Consider the following 18664-nt stretch of genomic DNA (forward strand, 5'->3'; position numbering starts at 1 on the left):
GCCATATCGGTATACGTTATACATAAATAAGAAACCTGCCGCTCGGATTACCGGTTACGTTGCTGCTCATACACATAATCGAGCAGCCATTTTTCAGGCGCCAACGAAGCATACGGAATCGCATATTCCAACCACTTCGGATGTACACAAAACACATTCCTTTTTCCTTTTCGCATCCCTTCATAACCGGCAATCGCCGCTTCCATCGGCGCGGCTCCGCCATGGGCAAATAATGCCGTACGCTCCAAATGCCCGCGAACCGTAAAGCCGGTCGCCAAAATTCCCGGCATCAAGCACGTCACGCCCACTCCGGTATGCGCGGTTTCTCTCCATAAGGCATTGGAAAAACTGGTCATATACGCTTTCGTCGCAAAATATACCGCTTGTAACGGTCCCGGCAACCGGGACGCAATGGAACTGACATTCAAAATATTGCCCTTGCCTCGTTGTATCATGCCCGGCAAGAACAGCTTGCACAACCGGGTGGGCGTTTCCATATTCACCGTCATCATCTGCGTATCCTCTATATCGGCACGCGCGGCAAACTCTCCCTGTCCCCCGAAGCCGGCATTATTAATAAGGTACAAAATATCGCCGTACCGGGTACTGCACTGTGAAAAAATATAATCCGCCGCCTCGTGCCGTGCCAAATCCTGTACCAGGTACACTGCCCGTATGTGATACTCTTTTTGCAAGGCCGCACACTGCGAAGCCAACAACGCTTCTTTTCTGCCCACTAACACCAGATCGCCGCCGTATCGTGCATGTATCGCGGCAAAACAACGCCCCAGCCCGCCGTAGGCGCCGGTAATAAGTGCAATATGTCGCATACTATCCCTCTTTTCTACTATTCAGTATAGCACAAAACCCCGGCTTCTTGCGGTCTTTCCCGCCTCTTGCGCCGGCAAAATTCCCGCCGGAAAGAAAATATAAAAGGTGCCGCATTTAACTTGACGAACCGCTTAAATATAGGTATATTAATTAAAGTGTCATAATGATTATGCTATAAAAGGGGGGAGTGTCGAATGTTACAAGTATACAAACATATTAACGGACACTTAGAAAACAATATCTCCCTCGTAGCTGCCGAAAAAGGCTCGTGGATTCATGTCGTAAATCCCGATTCGGAAGATTTACAACTGGTTTCCATGGTCACCGAAATTCCTACAGATGTGCTGAAAACCGCCCTGGATACGGAAGAACGTTCGCACGTGGAATTGGAAGACGACTATATTTTCGTCGTCATAAACATTCCCATTCTGTTGGAAAAAGACAGCTATGATACCTTGCCGTTAGGCATTTTCATTACAGAAGATTTTATTATTACCCTCTGTATTGAAGAAACCGATGTAATGCGTGCGTTTACGGAAAACAAGTACCCCTTGTTTTATACCTTCAAAAAAACACGCTTTTTATTTCAAATTTTATATCGATCCGCCACGCTGTTTTTACGCTATTTATTACAAATCAATCGGCGTACGGATGACACGGAAAGCATGTTGCGTCATTCTATGCGCAACAAAGATTTTTTTCTGCTCTTGGAACTGCAAAAATCATTAACCTACTTCACTTCCGCCCTTCGCAGTAACGGCATTGTAATGGAGCGGCTGATGCGCCTGCGACGCAATGCCGGGCTGCATCACTTACTGAAAATGTACGAAGAAGATGAAGACTTGCTGGAAGATGTTATTATTGAAAACAAGCAGGCGATTGAAATGGTAGAAATGTATTCCAATATTCTCATGAACATGTCCGATACGTTTGCTTCCATTATTTCCAACAATTTGAATATTGTCATGAAATTTTTGGCTTCCATTACCATTATTTTAGCCGTCCCGACTATTATCTTCAGTTTTTGGGGAATCAACGTGCCTCTCCCCTTTGCGCACAGTCCGCTCGGCTATCTGTATGTGATCGGCATTGCCTGTGTATTTGCCGTCTTGGCGTTTCTCATGCTCTGGCGCAAAGATTTATTTTAAAAATCGACTTAACTGTATAAAAAAAGCGACCTCTATAAAGGTCGCTTTTTTGGTATTCCTCGCCCGGATTGCCGCAAGTTGCAGGCAATACCGTCCCTTATGCCTGTAATTTTTCCGCAGTTTTACGAAAACCGTTTTCTTCCAACCAGGAAAAATCCTTTGTTTCCACTGCCGTTTTTAAATCTTTTACGCAAAGATTTTCCATTTGAACCGAAGCCTTGGTAGCCGTTAAATATTTCGTTTCTTCAAAAATATAATCATCCATTTCCTGCTTATCCACTACCGTGGCCAATAAGAAAATAATATCTTCCGATTCTTGTTGTTGGGTCACAATATCCCGCCAATACGAAAATTCCTCTTCAGTCATACAAAAAGCACCGTATTCATCGGTTTCCAAGCGTTCTTGAGCACACACAATTAATTTGGCATACTCTTTTCCCGTCAACCGATCATATACCGCCAACTCTCGCGCTTCACCATTTACATATACCCGCATACAGCCTCTCCTCCCTGTGTATAGAAAAAAAATCCCGCAGAAAAACTCTGCAGGATCCTCTTACGTTCCTATGCTTCCGCTTCCAACGGATATACGCTTACTTTACGATTGCTGCGACCGGCGCGTTCAAACGCAACTTTTCCTGCTACCATGGCAAATAACGTATCATCTTTACCGATGCCTACGTTAGTGCCCGGATGGAAATGCGTGCCGCGCTGGCGAACGAGTATGTTACCCGCTTTTACGATGACACCGTCATGGCGTTTTACACCTAACCGTTTCGATTCGCTGTCGCGACCGTTACGTGTCGAACCTGTCCCTTTTTTATGAGCGAATAACTGCAAATCAAAGTTAAACATTACGTCCACCTCCCGACGTTTCTAATGCAAGTACGACATAATCTCCGTACCGTGTTGTAATCTCCCGTAATCCTAAAATCATCGTATCCATGATAACTTGTGTCCGTTCATCGGTTTTCTGCAGAGACACGGATAACGCGCCCGCTTTCACCGTATACGTCACTTGCTTCGCCGCATATTTCAACAGCCCCAATAAAGCGGTCTGTCCCAATGCCGATACGGCGGCACATACAATGTCCTGCCCCGCCTCGCCGTATTCGGCGTGTCCGGCAATAGAAAAAGCGGTATAGTTTCCGTTTACGTCCGCCTTTACATGAATCGTAATCATCAGCCTTCAATCTTTTCAATAACAACCTTGGTAAACGGTTGACGATGACCTTGACGACGACGATAATTGGATTTCGCCTTATACTTGAACACCAGGATTTTCTTTTCTTTTCCTTGTTTCAGTACCTTGGCGGTAACTTTGGCACCTTCTACAACAGGCGTACCGATCTTGACATCACCGTCTTTTACAACGGCCAGCACTTGGTCAAAAACGACTTGAGAGTCTACTTCTCCGGCAACTTTTTCAATAAAAATATTATCGCCTTCCTGCACACGATACTGTTTGCCGCCGGTTTTAATAATAGCGTACATGAGTGACACCTCCTCTTAATATACTCGCTGAATACGGCGCCTTACGGACTTATGAGCCTCTTCATGCGGCTTATCACAGCCACTTATGCTACGACTATTTCAGTTTAACAAAATTTCCGCATAATAGCAAGAAAAAATTTAAATTATTTACCCCGCCTTTTCCCGGCTTCTCCGGTCAGCGTAAAGCAGGACTTTTCAACTTCTTTTCACTCCATTGTTCCACATAACTGTATAGTAAATCTTCCAAAAATTGCAGCCCTTTTTCCTGCAAATGAATAATCTGCCGTTGTCCCCACCGATATGTCAACAGTGTTTGCCACATCTGTCGTACCGACTCCGGTACGTCGACTTCCGCCTGTTCCGCAGACAACGTTTCGCCGACATAATACAGCCCGCGATTTTCCCGTCTGCCCGTGCAAGTAACCCGAAGTCGCTGCGTATCCGGATAAAACCCGGCCAGACCGACCAATTGCCAACCGGCAATAATCGTAACAATGCGCGGATCTTTATAAGCAAAGGCCGCCGTATATTGCAATAACAACCGATACACGGCGCGGTCCGCTACCGTCGGCGGCACTAATACCGACAGCATTTCCAAAAATATTTGCGAGTAAATAAATCGTTCCCACGTCAACTCCCGTATAGCGGCATTCGAGCGACACTCAAATTCTCCCATAAGCAAAATATCCCCCTGCGCCGCCGCCGAAAAAGAAATTTTCCCCAACGGCGTAATCGCCGCCGTCGTCTGTTTGTGCCGACGATACAGCACCCGCACCAATCCCTTTTCCACGGTATAAATCGTCACCACCTGCGATTGTCCCGTACGCCGCAGTTTAATAACAATCCCTTCATAATTTTCACTTTTTTGTGTCCACCGCTTGTATGCTTTCATTCTCTTCGGCCCGCTTTTCCTGTTCCTTCTTTTTATCCGGTACGGCCTGCAACCGTGCAATGCGGAAACGCCGTACTTCCGATACGGAAAATCGATACTCGCCGATCCGTACCCGATCGCCTACCGACGGCGTATGCCCCAACAAATTAAATACATAGCCGCCTATGGTATCCGTATCTACATCTTCTTCCACCGGAATATGCAATAATTCCGCCACATCTTCCAATAAGACGGTACCGTCAAATTCATAGGCGCCGTCGGCTAACGGCTGAATTTCTTCTTTTTCCGCCGTATGTTCATTCCGAATGTTACCGACCAATTCTTCCAAAATATCTTCCAGCCCGATAAGCCCCACCGTACTGCCGTATTCATCTACGACAATCGCCAAATACGTGCGCCTTGTACGCATGAGCTGTAACAACTTGGATACGGGCATAATTTCGGGAATCATCAAAATCGGTCGTTTAATTAACCGCAAATTGCTGCGTTTATGAATATATACTTCCATGACATCTTTAATATGAACCAAGCCTAAAATGTGATCCTTATCTTCCGCACACAACGGATACCGCGTATGCCGCGATTGCCGAATAATCTCCAAATGTCGCGCCATTGTATCTTCCGTATACAGGCATACCATATCTTGCCGCGGCACCATAATTTCTTTGGCCAGCCGATCGGCAAAATCGAACACATTATCAATTAATTCGCTTTCCACTTGATCAATTTTTCCCTCTTTATGACTGGCCGTCACTAAGAGTCGAATCTCGTCTTCCGAATGTGCCATATCCGTTTCATTCGTCATCCGTAAATGCCACCGCCGAAAAATACCGTGACTCACGGCCAGCCCTGTATACAACAAAGGGTATAGCAGCCATTGCAACCCTGTAATAAACGGACTGACCATTTTCAGCGTAGCCGCCGCCCGTTCCAGGCCGACGGATTTGGGCATCAATTCGCCGAATACCCATAAAAACGAAACGGCAACCACCAACACGGCACACACCCCGAAAACGCCGATTGCCGGACTCGGACCATACGCACACAGCGGGCCGTACATCTGTCGCAACACTTGCACCAACAACGCGCCGGCCGCCAGTATGCTGCCGACCATCCCGAACTGTGCCGCCCCTAAAAATAATTCCGGCTTTTCATACAACGCCATCATCCGCGCGGCCTTTTCGTCCCCTTCTCGTGCCGCGTCTTCCCAGTATTCCCGCCGTAATTGCACAAAAGAAAATTTTCCCATCACGCACCAGGCACTGACCGATACACACAACAAAAAGCCGAGCACGTACGGCCATACGATTTGTCCTTCCATGTACGCGTACTCCTATTCCTCGTGATAGCCGAATTCCCGCAGAGCCGACGCTTTATTCCGCCAGTCGGCCTTGATTTTTACCCAAATATCCAAAAATACGGACGAGCCCAACAAATTTTCAATTTCCTGTCGCGCCGCCTGTCCCACCTCTTTTAAAACACTGCCGTTTTTACCGATAACAATCCGTTTTTGCGAATTTCGTTCCACATACACGGTGGCCCGAATATAGACCTTATTTTTTCCCGTTTTTTCATTTCGTCTACATACACGGCAATAGCATGCGGAATTTCCTCCCGTAACGACAGCAGTAATTTTTCTCGAATAATTTCCGCCGCCAACACCCGTTCCGGCTGATCCGTAACCATGTCTTCCGGAAAATATTGCGGTCCCGGCGGCAATATCTTTTTCAATTCGCCCATCACGGTCGCCACATTATCACCCGTACGTGCAGAAACGGGAATAATCCCGGCAAACGGATACACCGAACGGTACTCCGTTATTTTTTGTAAAATCTCCGCTTTCGTCAACAAATCCACTTTATTAATGAGTAAAAAAACCGGCACCTTACAAGCGTTTAATTTTTCCGCCACAAACAGATCGCCGGGCCCTTTTTTCTCATTTCCCGCCACTAAAAACAAGACGGCATCAATATCCCGCAACGATTGATACGCCGCCGCATCCATATATTCGCCCAATTTGTGTTTCGGCTTGTGGATCCCCGGCGTATCCAAAAAAACAATTTGACCGGCCGCATCCGTATAAATACAAAGAATCCGATTGCGTGTGGTTTGTGCCTTGTCCGATACAATCGACACTTTTTGTCGCACTATATAATTAATTAACGTAGATTTTCCTACATTCGGGCGCCCTACAACCGCCACAAACCCGGACAAAAACTGATTTTCTTCCATGCCTGCTCCTCTTCCTTACAACAAATTAAACCCGAACGGCAATAATTCCGCCAAAGGCACAATCGTATACGCCGTCTCATTTTTTCCCAAAATCACCAGCGGCACATTAAACTCCGCCAATACTTGCCGACACGCGCCGCACGGCGGCGTATAGTGCTCTTCATTGCCCACAATCGCCACGGCCGTAAATTCCCGACAACCGGCCGCCACGGCATGCGTCATCGCGTTGCGTTCCGCACAAATCGTAAGACCGTAAGACGCATTTTCCACATTGCACCCCGTATATACCATGCCGTCCGTTCCCAATACGGCCGCTCCGACAGAAAAGCGGGAATACGGAGCGTACGAACGAACGCGTACGGCGCGGGCGGCCGCCAACAAACGCCGACAAATCACATCATCAATCATAACGTTTCTCCTTCGCGCACATAGCCCAAGCGGCGCAAAATAAACTCTTCTTCGCCGCGCATTTCCGCCTTATCTTCTGGTTCCATATGATCATATCCTAAAATATGCAGCATGCCGTGAATCGTTAAATACGCCAACTCCCGTTCAAAAGAATGACCGTATTCCGCCGCCTGCTCCGCCACCTTTTCCAAGGAAATAATAATATCTCCCAACAACGCCGTATCCGGTCCGTCGTAGCCGTCGTCCTCCCCCTCATTTAACGCAAAAGACAACACATCCGTCGGCCGATCGATATGCCGATATTGTTTATTCAACGCATGAATATATTCATTATGACACAATAAAATACTGATTTCCGCCTTCGGTCCCAGCCCGTATACCAACGCCGCTTCACTGCAAACCCGTGTAATAATTTTTTCATAAGCGTCCTGCTGAAAAGACGCTTCTTCATAAGTAATCGTAATATTCATCCTCTGCGTTCCTCCTCGCGATTTTCATTAAACGTTTCATAGGCCCGAATAATGCGGGAAACCATATCATGGCGCACAACATCTGCGGCGGAAAAATGAACCATCCCGATGCCCGCGACTTGTGCCAACACCCGTTCCGCCTCGACCAATCCCGACTTGCCGGCGTCCGGCAAGTCAATTTGCGACGTATCGCCGTTAATAACAAAACGGGAATGATTGCCCATACGCGTTAAAAACATTTTCATCTGTTCCCGGGTCGTATTCTGCGCTTCATCCAAAATCACAAAGGCATGTTCCAAGGTTCGCCCGCGCATATACGCCAACGGCGCTACTTCTATAATCGTCCGGGAGGCTAATTTCCGATACTGCTCCGCACCGAACACATCCGTCAGCGCATCGTACAGCGGTCGTAAATACGGATCTATCTTTTCTTGTAAATCTCCCGGCAAAAATCCCAGTTTTTCTCCCGCTTCCACGGCCGGACGGGTCAGTACAATACGCTCGACCTCATGATTTTTTAAATAAAAGGCGCCCAGCGCCACTGCCAAATACGTTTTTCCCGTACCTGCCGGCCCGATGCCGAAAGTCACGGCATGCCGACGAACGGCATCGGCATACGCCTTTTGCCCCAGGGTCTTCGGCTTAATCCGCCGCCCCCGCGCCGAAATACTGATCGTATCACTATACAGCGCCTGCAACTGCGCGCCCGCGCCGCGCCGCAACATCGACACGATATACCGCACATGTTGCCCCGTAATATACGTATGTTCCCGATACAAATACTGCAACATCGCCAACGTTTCCGCCGCTAACGCCGTCTCCGCCGCCTCGCCCTGCAGCAGAATGTCCATCCCCCGCACGACCATATGACAAGCCGGCAACAAGTGCTGCAACAGCCGCAAAAACTCGTCGTTTCGGCCCAAAATCTCCCGTAATTCCTCTACTTCCGCACAGTTAATCCGGTTCTCCATCCTTTTTACTCGACTCCTCTTCTGTCGCTACCCATTTGCGCACCGCTTTTCCATGTAAATACGTGCATAACTTCCCCTGCCACGTGTGTCGCTGTACCAGCGCTTCGTCAATCATATCGCGCACCTTCCACCAACCCATGCCCCAATTCGCCGTTTCCGCCGCTTCCTTGGGAACGCGGCCGACCAACCGCTGAAACACGATATCCGGGCGCGTATATTCTAAAAAAGACACGGCGCGTCGCACATATTCCTCGCAGGGCCACAAGCGAATCCGCCCTTCTTTGTACCACGTCGCCATGGGCGTCCCCTTGACAATATACAAGGCGTGCAACTTTACTTCCTGATTCGGCAACGCGGAAATAATTTTGGCCGTCTCTATCGTATCCGCCTCCGTGTCCCACGGCAAATCCAAAATCACATGCGTACACACCCGAAAGCCATAAGGGCGCACCATAAGCAGCGCATCAATATATTCCGCTACCGTATGCCCCCTATTGATGCGCTCCAACGTCTTATAATTCGCCGTTTGCAACCCGAATTCCAAACAAATATCCACCCCGTATTGCTGTTGAATCTCCGCCAAAATATCCAAATACGCCGGATGAATACAATCCGGCCGGGTCGCAACGGCCAGGCCCACAATAGAATCCGTACACGCCGCCTGCAAAAACGTGCGAAACGCCGCCGGAGAAAGATAGGTATTCGTAAAATTCTGAAAATACGCAATAAACTTCTTCGCCTTATACTTCGGCTGAATATGGGCAATGTTCGCCGCAATTTGTCGGGCCACCGAAACCGATGCCGGTAAATTTTCATAGCCCGCCCCGATGGAGCCGCAAAATACACACCCCTTATACCCTAACGTACCGTCCCGATTCGGACAAGTGTCGGGAATACTGATCGGCAATTTATATACCTTTTCCCCATATTTTTCTTTTAAATACGTGGAATACACTCTATATCGTTCGTTCATACCGCTCCTGAAACTATTACGCCCTCTACTGCCGAGTGCGTAAAAATTAATTTTTTTACTTCATTATACTACATCACGCCTACTGTAGCCAACGTATAAAAAAACAGGAGCCGCCGGCCGGGCCGCAGCTCCTGAAAAAACGCTCTTTTTTTTACAACTTTCCTACACGTACACGGGTAATCGCCGCTTCACCGTTCTCCTTACGGGAAATAACCGCCACATGAACCCGTTCCAATTCCGGCGCAAACGTCCGCAACAAGGTGCCGTCTATTTCCTTGCCCTGTTGTACGGCCGCATATAACATCGTCGCAATTTCATACCGGGTTTTCACCTTATTACCTTGCGCATACGCCGGTAATACGCCTTTGGCCACCAACGCTTGTACCGCCTGATAGGCCGCATGGTTTTCCGGCGTATCTAAAAATAACGCCGACGCCAACGGCGACACATCATGCCCTTCATGCAAAGAAATGACCGCTTGTCGCAAAGCTTCCACTTCCGCCCGCAAATCCTGAATTTCTTTTGCCATGGCCACACGTGACGTGCTGATATGATTCAAATTGCCCTTACCGACTTTAAAACTCAGCCCTACATTCATCGCATCGGCACCGGAACCGATCGTGCCGCCGACACTGACCATGGAACTTTCACTCGGACGATAATACGCTCCCAACGCATACGCCTGATAATGCCCGTACGTGCCGTACGAAGCGGCTACATTCCATTTCGTATCGGGGTCAAAATCCAGCGGATGCAAAGCTGCCAAAGCGGCCGAACCTGCTGCCGCCGCTCCGACTTTTCCATCCGTTGCGGCCGCCGCTTCCTGCATCATCCGATACACTTGCCCGCCGTTAACCGCATCCCGACTTTGGGCGGCAATACGTCCGTCAGCCACACCTAAAATCTTATGATCACCATTATGCAAGCCGTCATTTTTCAAGGATACCGTATTTTCGCCCGCAGTAATCGTGATGCCGGCAGCTGTGGTGACGGTCTTATTGCCGTCTTTGTCCGTAACCGTCGTTCCCGAATCATTGATGACAGTGCTTGTGGTTTCTTCTTTATTACCATTTTTAACGGTTTTAGTAAACGTAGCACTTTCCAAACCGGTGAGATTCTTGTCCAACGCAACCGTATAGTCTTTGCCGCCGGCCGTATTCGGTCCTTCTGTAACGACTATATTCGTTCCTTTTGTCACCGTCGTTTGTTTCGCCGATCCGCTTACTACCTTTTCCACAGCTGCTTTCAACTGGTCTTCCGTAGCGGCACGACCGCTGACAATGTTCGCGCCGTCCCATGTCGTATTGGAAAGTCCCGTAATCGTACTCTTGCCGTCTTTACCATTATCGGCGGACGCCTCTCCATTGATGGTTACATTTCCGGCTTTTATTGTATTTCCCAATCCCACCGTATACGTAGTAACACCTGTTTTGTTATCCTTCTCCGATTTTACCGTAATACCTGTATCACCACCTTTAATATCTACTTTCGAGCCGGCATTGTCGGCAACATCCTTAATTTTTGCCGCCACACGCTTCAATTGCGCCACGTTCACCGCATCTGTATCTTCCGTACCGGCGGCAACTCCCGTAATTTGGCGAGTTATCCCCTTTTCCGCATCGCCGACCGATACGGCGGCAGCTGTCGATTTCCAGGGATACAGGCTGTTATTAATAGCGGTTTGTGATTCTTCGTATGTCTTTTGTTTCTCCGTTAAAGTTGCTTTTAATTTATTTAATTCGTGTTTCAACTTACTCTTCTTATCCGCATTTTCACCGGCAATACACATCTTACCGCATACGTTTTCGATAGCCGTAACCTCTTGCTGTTTAGCGTCAACGGCTTGCTTCGCTTGCTCATAAGCGGTTTTAGCGGCAATATATTTTTCTGCCAACGGTTTAAGTGCCGCACTGTTGCCAAGGGCTGCCGCCGCGCCCGCTTCGTCAAGGACTTTGCCCGTTGCCACATCGTAACCGAAGGCGCCTTTATCCCGTTTAGCAATAGAACCGCTGCCCAAGGCAACGCCGCCTGCTTGTTCCACATGCGCATTATGACCGATAGCGACGACATCGGCTACGTTCGTTTCGGTTTCCTTATCTTGCGAACCCAGCAATACGCCGTGTTTAACCTTGGTCACTTTTTGCTTGTCACCCATGACCACGGTGGATTCGCTGTCGGTGGCCGTATTTTCAGAACCGATCATGGTCACATGCTTACCGTTCGTTACCGTATTTTTATAGCCGTCTACCATATTAAATTCGCTGACTTTATTTTCCGTACCGGTCACGGTATTGTTGACACCGACCAATTGTGAATGACGTACATAATCCGCTACGTTTCCGCCGCCGATAGCCAGGACGGCACCGCCGGAATCATTCTCTTTAATCGACTTTTGTAATGCCGTTACCGTATCTTCCCAAGTATTCAATGTCGTAAAACCACCGGGAGCACTGATATATTTATTCGAATTAGTAATCTTATTCCCGGCACCGTACACCAACGTGCCGTTGGCGTTTTCTACCGTATTGGCCACCCCCACAATGCTGTTTGCCACACCGGATGATCCGTTATGCCCTTTAGAACGAATGCTGTTCAACGAACCGACCACATTGGCGCCGAAATTTTGCGGTCCGTAGTCCCAACTATTCGTGCCGCCCTCACCGGTAAAATCTCCTGTAATAATAGAATAGGCACCGTACATATTAGCAAGAGCGCCTTTATTGTATGTATTCGTACCGATGGTCGTCATGCCGACAATATTGGCTTGCTCGTTCGTATCCTTAGTACTTTCCGTCATACTCTCCGTAATGTCGATACCGCCCATTTGATGGCCTTCAAAGGTATGATGTCCCAACTGAATACTTCCCGAACGGGCAAACGTATTCGTACCGATGGCGATACCGCCGGGCACTTTATCCGCATTTTTCGGCAACGTATCTCCGCTTCCAAACCATCCCGGTTTATCAAAATTATCCGGCGTAAAGCTCAAGCCACGTTCCTGTTTACCGCTGCCGTTCAAGACCTTCGCATGTTTACCGATAGCGATACTCGCCAAATCCAGCCCGTTCGTCGTAATTAAGGTATTATCACCGATGGCGACACTGCCTTCACCGTTCGCATTACCGCCGTTACCTTCGATATGTGCATTTCTGCCGATAGACACGGTACCGCCTTTAGACGCCAATGCTTTTTCGCCGATGGCTACGGCACCTTTACCCTGGGCACCGTTATTGTTGTAATTGGAATCGTTGTCTTGGCTCTCGCCTTTTACCGAAATATAGTGAACACCGTTTTTTGCCAACTCCTGCAAAACCGCATTATATACAGCTCGTTGATCCTGCGTCAAGGTCGTTGCTGCCGGCGGTTCGGCCGCATACACGCCGCTCCCCAGTGAAACCAGCGCCGCCAACACCAAAGCCGTCAACTGCCCTTTACCGGCGTGGCGGGATGATTTCCCGTCCCGTTTCGCAAGCTCCGACACCACAATATAGCAATGTTTTACGTGACTCCAAATAACGCGATACCAATGATTCATGTGTCCTCTTCCTTTCTATGTATAACAACCCTGTCCATTAATGAATGTTTACTACTTCAGTAAATATTATATCATTTTTTTGTATTTTATCAACTATTATAAAATATCTAAAAAGCACTTATTATTATTATTATTATTATTATTATTATATGTAAACCATAAAAGCAATAAAACTATATGCCGTATCCTTATGTATCTATGAATAGATGCTGCGACAACCGTTTGCAGTCGCTACCAAGTGCCGTACGCAATACGACGGAAAATCGCTGCTCGCTGCCGACAAAAAAAGGGTCTGAATCCAATGATTCAGCCCCTTTTTCTCGGCGCCCGCGTCTTCCGTATACCCGAAACGACGCCTTTGCGCTCGGCATTGCGACTTTTTATTCCCCAATCCACTATGCAGATATACGTATGCAATTTGTATAGTCCGGCATATATACCGCCGTATAATCTCCGTATCTTTCACCGGGTGTAAATTGTCTTTGTCTGAAAAAAGATTTATTTTGCGTCCGATTCCCAATGACAGAGCTATATCTTTTCCTTGTACATTTGCTTTCCGGCTGCCGTAAACACCGTCATGGACCGTATGAATATGACGATTGAACAAAGCATATTGGCACAGTGCCTCACCGTACCAACCGCTATCAAATGTTTTAATCTTATGAACACCCCATCCGAACCTATCGGTATTCCCGTCAGCTACATGCAGTCCGGAGTTATTTGAAACGATATTAGCTTTTTCATCTATAATTTTCCGTCTGAAATACGGTGTGCTTTCTTGCCCGTAAAAGAAATAGATACTGTTTATACTCTCATCTCGTCCTTTTCTACTTCGTCCTATAGTCAAGACATGAGCATCGGCATTTTTTTGAAAAAAAACTTAGCTTTTTTTGTTTTCCATTTCCCGTCTTTTCCCGGGGGAGCTCGTAATACTTCTCTTTCCCTCCCATACCACTTATTTGTATTTTGTACCGTATAATCAGTCCACCATGACGGATCTTTCTTATCAACCGTTATTGCCATCCGGCAATCTTTGCCACCTATTGTTTTTCTATATACTTCGGTGTAAGCTTTATCGTTTATTACAGCAATCTTTCCATCATTTTCTACAACTCTGTACTCGTGCAAGTATTGTTTGTAAGTTGTTGCTTTTGCTTACAAGAACACGCTTTCGGAGCAATACAAAACGCTTTCACCTTTATTGATGAAAGCGTTTTATATATGAATATCAATTTACTCTTATTCTTTCAATTGTCGGATTTTCGTTTTTGTCTTTTTCGATGCCGTCCATTTGGCAGCGTTCGAATACCCTTCAATCCGTCCGTTTTTTATGCTTTATGTTGCAATTTGACAATCATTTCAGTCAATTTGCGTATTTGTTCGTCACGTTGTGCGTCTTTTTCTTTCAGCGCTTTGATTTCTTTTGCCATTGCAACTCGTGAGGCATATACTTTACCGTCTGTACCTTGTCCGGCTTTCATGGAAAGTCCGATATTTATCATATGTTCTTTTCCGCCGAGTGTTCCGCCCAATGAAATCATTGTACGTACGTTCGGTCGATAGAATGCACCGAGTGCAAAAGCGTTCGCTCCGTTGTAGTTGCCCATGGATGCGGAAAAGTCCCATTTGTCCTCTTCGTCATATTCCAACGGGTGAAGTCCTGCGAGTGCCGCATTGCTTGCACCTATGCCGTTCATGTGCAGATTGATGTCGGTCATGCAATTTTGCATTCCTTGCGTTGCCGCCTTCAATTGATCTTCCGTTGCCGCACGTCCCGACTCGATGTGATTCGGATCCCATGTCTTGTTGGAAAGTCCGGTAATTGTACCTTTGCCTTTTTCTCCGTTTATCTTCACCTCGCCGACAGCAACATTTTCTTTATCTTTCGTTCCGTCAATCAGTACTTCGCCTGCTTTGATTTTTGTGTTGAACCCGATAGTATACGTCTTTTTACCCGCATTGTCCGTAGTAGGTTTCACACTTACGCCGCTTTCGGTATCGACGTTTATGTCGATGTCCGCACCTGTTCCGTCTTTACCGTCTTTTCCTTTCAGGCTGTCGAGGAAATCTTGCTTCGTTTTTGTTTTATCGGTCTGTGTTTCCAACCATATTTCATAAGCGGATTTGCCGTTTGTTCCGTCTTTCCCCGCTTGTCCGCTTTCTCCTTTATCGCCTTTATCGCCTTTGAAAGCGGGATCTCCTTTAAGGCTTTCTTTATCAAGGGTGACAAGAGTATATTTTTTTCCGTCTTTATCGGTCACTTTTATTGCCTTCAAGCCGTCACCGAAATCCATGCAGAATTCGTTAAGCGGCATACTCCACTTTGCTTGCCCCGGTGTGTAAGTATTATTTTCCACTTTTCCGCCGGAGTACATATTCATGGGCAACATAGCCAACGCTTTCAGTTGTGCCACGTTCACCGCATCATGATCCAAGATACCGCCTGCCACATTGACAATACGACGGTAATTGGCTTTTACCTTTTTATCTCCTACTGTATAATCCGGATGCCCTACCGATACAATACCGGCCGCCGCTTTTACGTCTTCATTCGTATACAATGCCTTTCCGTCCACCGCTTCTTTGGCAATGGAATTGGCGCCGATAGCTACACTGTTTTCATCATATGCCCGGGCATTACTGCCTAACGCGGTTGCACCCTTTTTATAGGCAATACTATTTGCACCCAATGCCGTAGCAAATTCATCACGTGTATCCGCCCAATGACCGACAGATGTCGTTTCCTGTCCGTATGTACGAGCTTGTTTTCCTAAAGCGGTACTGTAATGACCTTTCGCCACTGCCGCTACACCCACTACTGTACTGTTCGTATCATGTGCTTCCGCCGCCGCACCGATGGCTATATTTTGGTAACCGAATGCACTTGCACGCATACCGATAGCCAATGAATTTTCTTGCGGTGTCTTATTGCTCGTTTCCGGTTTGGTATCATCATCTGTCGGTTGGAACGGCATGGAAGGAGTCCAACTATCTCCCGGTTTAGGCATAGCCGTTCCCTTATGTTTATCATTAACAGCCCCTACATACGCCCCGTCACCGATTGCAATGCCACGTGCAGCCGTAGCCGCCACACTACTTTCCTTACCGACAGCTATCCCGCGCATGGCTGAAGAACTCGCACTCGTACCGATACTGATGGCATCTTGTCCGGCTGCTTTCGTCTGACTCCCGAAAGATATACCGTCGTCACCGGATACATTCGCATTCGTACCGATACCGATTCCTCTCACCTTCGTTACTTTTGCCTGCACACCCAGAGCCAAACCCTGTGCAGCCTCCACCTTTGTAGCATAGCCGATAGCCATACCCAATTGTGCCTTATTTTGGGCATCTACGCCGATTGCCATACCCCAATCGCCCGATGATTCCGCCTTTTCCGCTATCGCAATAGCACGAGAGCCGGTACTTTTAGCTTCTCCGCCAATGGCAATACCCGTTTGTCCGGATACATTCGTATTCGCACCTAAGGCAATACCGCGATCACCGGAAACAGAAGCCTGATAGCCGATAGCGGTTCCCAACTGCTTACCGGTCGATTTGGCCTGTTTTCCGATAACTATATCCCAACCGCCGGCAGAATTTGCCTCACTACCGATAGCAATGGCACTCCAACCCTCACTTTTGGCATTTTCGCCGATGGCAATGCCTTCGGGTTTCTTGGCGCCGTCATTGTCGAAATTGGTGTCGTGAGAATATTTGCTCGTGCCTCTCACTGAAATATAGTGAATCCCGTAAATATTGTTAACCTCGTTTTTTGCCAACTCCTGCAAAACCGCATTATATACCGCTTGTTGATCCGCCGTCAATATCGTTGCCGCCGGCGGTTCAGCCGCATACACGCCGCTCCCCAGTGAAACCAGCGCCGCCAACACCAAAGCCGTCAACCGCCCTTTACCGACGTGGCGGGATGATTTCCCGTCCCGTTTCGCAAGCTCCGACACCACAATATAGCAATGTTTTACGTGACTCCAAATAACGCGATACCAATGATTCATATATCCTCTTCCTTTCTATATATACCAACCCTTTTTGCTAATAAAAGTTTACTGATTTAATAAACATTATATCAAATGGTTGCATTTTGTCAACCAATATAATGATACTTTAAAAGCTATTATTATTATTATTATTATTATTATATGTAAACCATAAAAAGCAATGAAATTATATACAGTATCCTTATGTATCTATATTATACTATAGCATTTTTTCCATAAAAAAACGGACCGTTTGAGAACCTCTCAAACGGTCCGGTAAGATACCGCGTTTATTTCGACGGGTCGTCGCCGGGCAGTTGTTTTTGCAATACGCTGTGCCGATAGCCATATACGGCATATAAGATAAAGCCGATAAGCGACCAAACCACAAACAGCACCATAGTATGCACGGAAAGTTGTGAAAAAATAAAGGCGCAAAAAATAAATCCTAACGGAGCAATAATTTTTACTGCCGGGCAGCGAAAACCGCGCGGTTTATCCGGATATTGTTTCCGCAACAACAAGATACCCACGCAGGCACATAAGAAAGCAAAGATCGTACCGGCACTGCACGTTTCCGCCACAATGTGAATGGGCGTAAACCCGGTAATGCAGGCGACCAGGACCCCTACAATAAGTTGAATAATATAGGGAGAGCGAAACCGCGGATGCACGTGGTATAAGCGCATGGGAATTAAACCGTCACGGCTCATGGAGTACAATGCCCGACTTTGTGCAAACAGCATGCCCAAAATAACCGTTGATAACCCGCATAAGGCGCCGGTTCCTACCAGAGCGGAGCCGAAGCGCATGCCGATATATTCCAACACGAAGGAAGCGGGCGCCGCCGTATCCAATTGTTTATACGGAACAACACCGGTCATAACGGCACACACGGCAATATATAAAATGGTACATAAAGCCAAGGCGGCAATAATGCCGATGGGCATATCGCGTTTGGGATTTTTAGCTTCTTCCGCCGTTGTCGCCAAGGCGTCCACTCCCAAATACGCAAAAAACAGAACGGCCGTGCCGGCGGCCACCCCTTTTATCCCATACGGTAAAAACGGCGTCCAATGGGAAGGTTGAATGTGCGGACCGGCCAAAAATAAAAAGATAAAAATCGTACCGATTTTAATAAATACCAATAAGCGATTAACTTTGGCACTGGCCTGCACGCCGACAACCAATAAAAACGTGGCGAATAATACAATCAATACGGCCGGTAAATTGATCCAGCCGCCTTCGGCGGGAACGGCGGTTAACACCTTCGGCAAGTCTATTCCGGCGGCATGTAAAATACCGCAAAAATATGCCGACCAACCGCCGGCAACGGCACTGGCGCCGACGGAATATTCCAAGATTAAACTCCATCCGACCCACCAGCCGAAAAATTCGCCTAACGAAGCATAGGCATACGTATACGTACTGCCGGCGACCGGTAAAAAGGACGCCAATTCCGCATAGGCCAAGCAAATAAAGGCACATGTAACGGCCGCCAGAACAAAGGAAAGCATCAATCCGGGGCCGGCATATTCCGCCGCCCCGATACCGGTTAGGACAAAAATACCCGTACCGATAATAATGCCCAGTCCCAACAGCGTAATATCCGTAGCTCCCAATACTTTTAACAGGCTTTTATCCTGCGCTTCCGTCATTAAGTCTTCATACGACTTTCTTCGAAATAAATTCATGCATACTCCTCACTTCCC

Annotated in this window: 16 protein-coding genes and 1 pseudogene; 1 reads left to right on the top strand and 16 read right to left on the bottom strand. The window is 47.4% G+C overall.

Annotated features, from left to right (window positions below; translation table 11 throughout):
• Window positions 1-47: 47 nt before the first annotated feature.
• Window positions 48-830, bottom strand: a complete 783-nt coding sequence (locus HMPREF1039_RS07355; RefSeq protein ID WP_007391829.1) for an SDR family NAD(P)-dependent oxidoreductase — start codon at window positions 828-830, stop codon at window positions 48-50.
• A gap of 195 nt (window positions 831-1025) precedes the next feature.
• Between HMPREF1039_RS07355 and HMPREF1039_RS07360 the strand changes: the two genes are divergently transcribed.
• Complete coding sequence (locus HMPREF1039_RS07360; protein WP_007391841.1) at window positions 1026-1979, top strand: magnesium transporter CorA family protein; 954 nt, start codon at window positions 1026-1028, stop codon at window positions 1977-1979.
• Between the two features lie 97 nt (window positions 1980-2076).
• Here the strand turns inward: HMPREF1039_RS07360 and HMPREF1039_RS07365 are convergent, their stop codons facing one another.
• The 15 genes and pseudogenes from HMPREF1039_RS07365 to HMPREF1039_RS07440 form a co-directional block, all read right to left on the bottom strand.
• Window positions 2077-2475 (bottom strand): hypothetical protein, encoded by a 399-nt coding sequence (locus HMPREF1039_RS07365; RefSeq protein ID WP_007391799.1) that lies wholly within the window; start codon window positions 2473-2475, stop codon window positions 2077-2079.
• A gap of 68 nt (window positions 2476-2543) precedes the next feature.
• Window positions 2544-2834 carry a 50S ribosomal protein L27 gene (rpmA, locus tag HMPREF1039_RS07370; protein WP_007391853.1) on the bottom strand — a complete coding sequence of 97 codons (291 nt, stop codon included), beginning with the start codon at window positions 2832-2834 and terminating at the stop codon, window positions 2544-2546.
• The gene (locus HMPREF1039_RS07375) at window positions 2827-3162 is read right to left on the bottom strand and encodes a ribosomal-processing cysteine protease Prp (protein ID WP_007391850.1); all 336 of its coding nucleotides are present in this window, start codon (window positions 3160-3162) and stop codon (window positions 2827-2829) included. Before HMPREF1039_RS07375 ends, rpmA begins: the two co-directional genes overlap by 8 nt.
• On the bottom strand, window positions 3162-3473 hold the full coding sequence (gene rplU / locus HMPREF1039_RS07380) for a 50S ribosomal protein L21 (RefSeq protein ID WP_007391803.1): 312 nt from the start codon (window positions 3471-3473) through the stop codon (window positions 3162-3164). Before rplU ends, HMPREF1039_RS07375 begins: the two co-directional genes overlap by 1 nt.
• A gap of 175 nt (window positions 3474-3648) precedes the next feature.
• Window positions 3649-4365 (bottom strand): DNA repair protein RecO, encoded by a 717-nt coding sequence (gene recO / locus HMPREF1039_RS07385; protein ID WP_007391852.1) that lies wholly within the window; start codon window positions 4363-4365, stop codon window positions 3649-3651.
• On the bottom strand, window positions 4331-5686 hold the full coding sequence (locus tag HMPREF1039_RS07390; protein ID WP_007391800.1) for a hemolysin family protein: 1356 nt from the start codon (window positions 5684-5686) through the stop codon (window positions 4331-4333). Before HMPREF1039_RS07390 ends, recO begins: the two co-directional genes overlap by 35 nt.
• A gap of 12 nt (window positions 5687-5698) precedes the next feature.
• Window positions 5699-6597, bottom strand: a pseudogene (era, locus tag HMPREF1039_RS07395) (GTPase Era).
• A 15-nt stretch (window positions 6598-6612) separates the two neighbouring features.
• Complete coding sequence (locus HMPREF1039_RS07400) at window positions 6613-7005, bottom strand: cytidine deaminase (protein ID WP_007391815.1); 393 nt, start codon at window positions 7003-7005, stop codon at window positions 6613-6615.
• Complete coding sequence (ybeY, locus tag HMPREF1039_RS07405) at window positions 7002-7475, bottom strand: rRNA maturation RNase YbeY (RefSeq protein ID WP_007391831.1); 474 nt, start codon at window positions 7473-7475, stop codon at window positions 7002-7004. The genes HMPREF1039_RS07400 and ybeY overlap by 4 nt, the downstream gene beginning before the upstream one ends.
• On the bottom strand, window positions 7472-8446 hold the full coding sequence (locus HMPREF1039_RS07410) for a PhoH family protein (RefSeq protein WP_007391835.1): 975 nt from the start codon (window positions 8444-8446) through the stop codon (window positions 7472-7474). Before HMPREF1039_RS07410 ends, ybeY begins: the two co-directional genes overlap by 4 nt.
• Window positions 8430-9419, bottom strand: coding sequence for a TIGR01212 family radical SAM protein (locus HMPREF1039_RS07415; RefSeq protein ID WP_007391817.1), 990 nt, complete (start codon window positions 9417-9419; stop codon window positions 8430-8432). The genes HMPREF1039_RS07410 and HMPREF1039_RS07415 overlap by 17 nt, the downstream gene beginning before the upstream one ends.
• 151 nt (window positions 9420-9570) lie before the next feature.
• Window positions 9571-12954 (bottom strand): ESPR-type extended signal peptide-containing protein, encoded by a 3384-nt coding sequence (locus HMPREF1039_RS07420; RefSeq protein WP_007391823.1) that lies wholly within the window; start codon window positions 12952-12954, stop codon window positions 9571-9573.
• Window positions 12955-13797: 843 nt separating this feature from the next.
• Window positions 13798-14082, bottom strand: a complete 285-nt coding sequence (locus HMPREF1039_RS08055) for a hypothetical protein (RefSeq protein ID WP_141557582.1) — start codon at window positions 14080-14082, stop codon at window positions 13798-13800.
• 200 nt (window positions 14083-14282) lie between these two features.
• Window positions 14283-16970, bottom strand: a complete 2688-nt coding sequence (locus HMPREF1039_RS07435) for an ESPR domain-containing protein (RefSeq protein ID WP_007391832.1) — start codon at window positions 16968-16970, stop codon at window positions 14283-14285.
• A 272-nt stretch (window positions 16971-17242) separates the two neighbouring features.
• Window positions 17243-18646 (bottom strand): amino acid permease, encoded by a 1404-nt coding sequence (locus HMPREF1039_RS07440; protein ID WP_007391824.1) that lies wholly within the window; start codon window positions 18644-18646, stop codon window positions 17243-17245.
• Window positions 18647-18664: the final 18 nt, after the last annotated feature.

Origin of the sequence: Megasphaera lornae (assembly GCF_000214495.1) — a bacterium.
GTDB lineage: Bacteria > Bacillota > Negativicutes > Veillonellales > Megasphaeraceae > Megasphaera > Megasphaera lornae.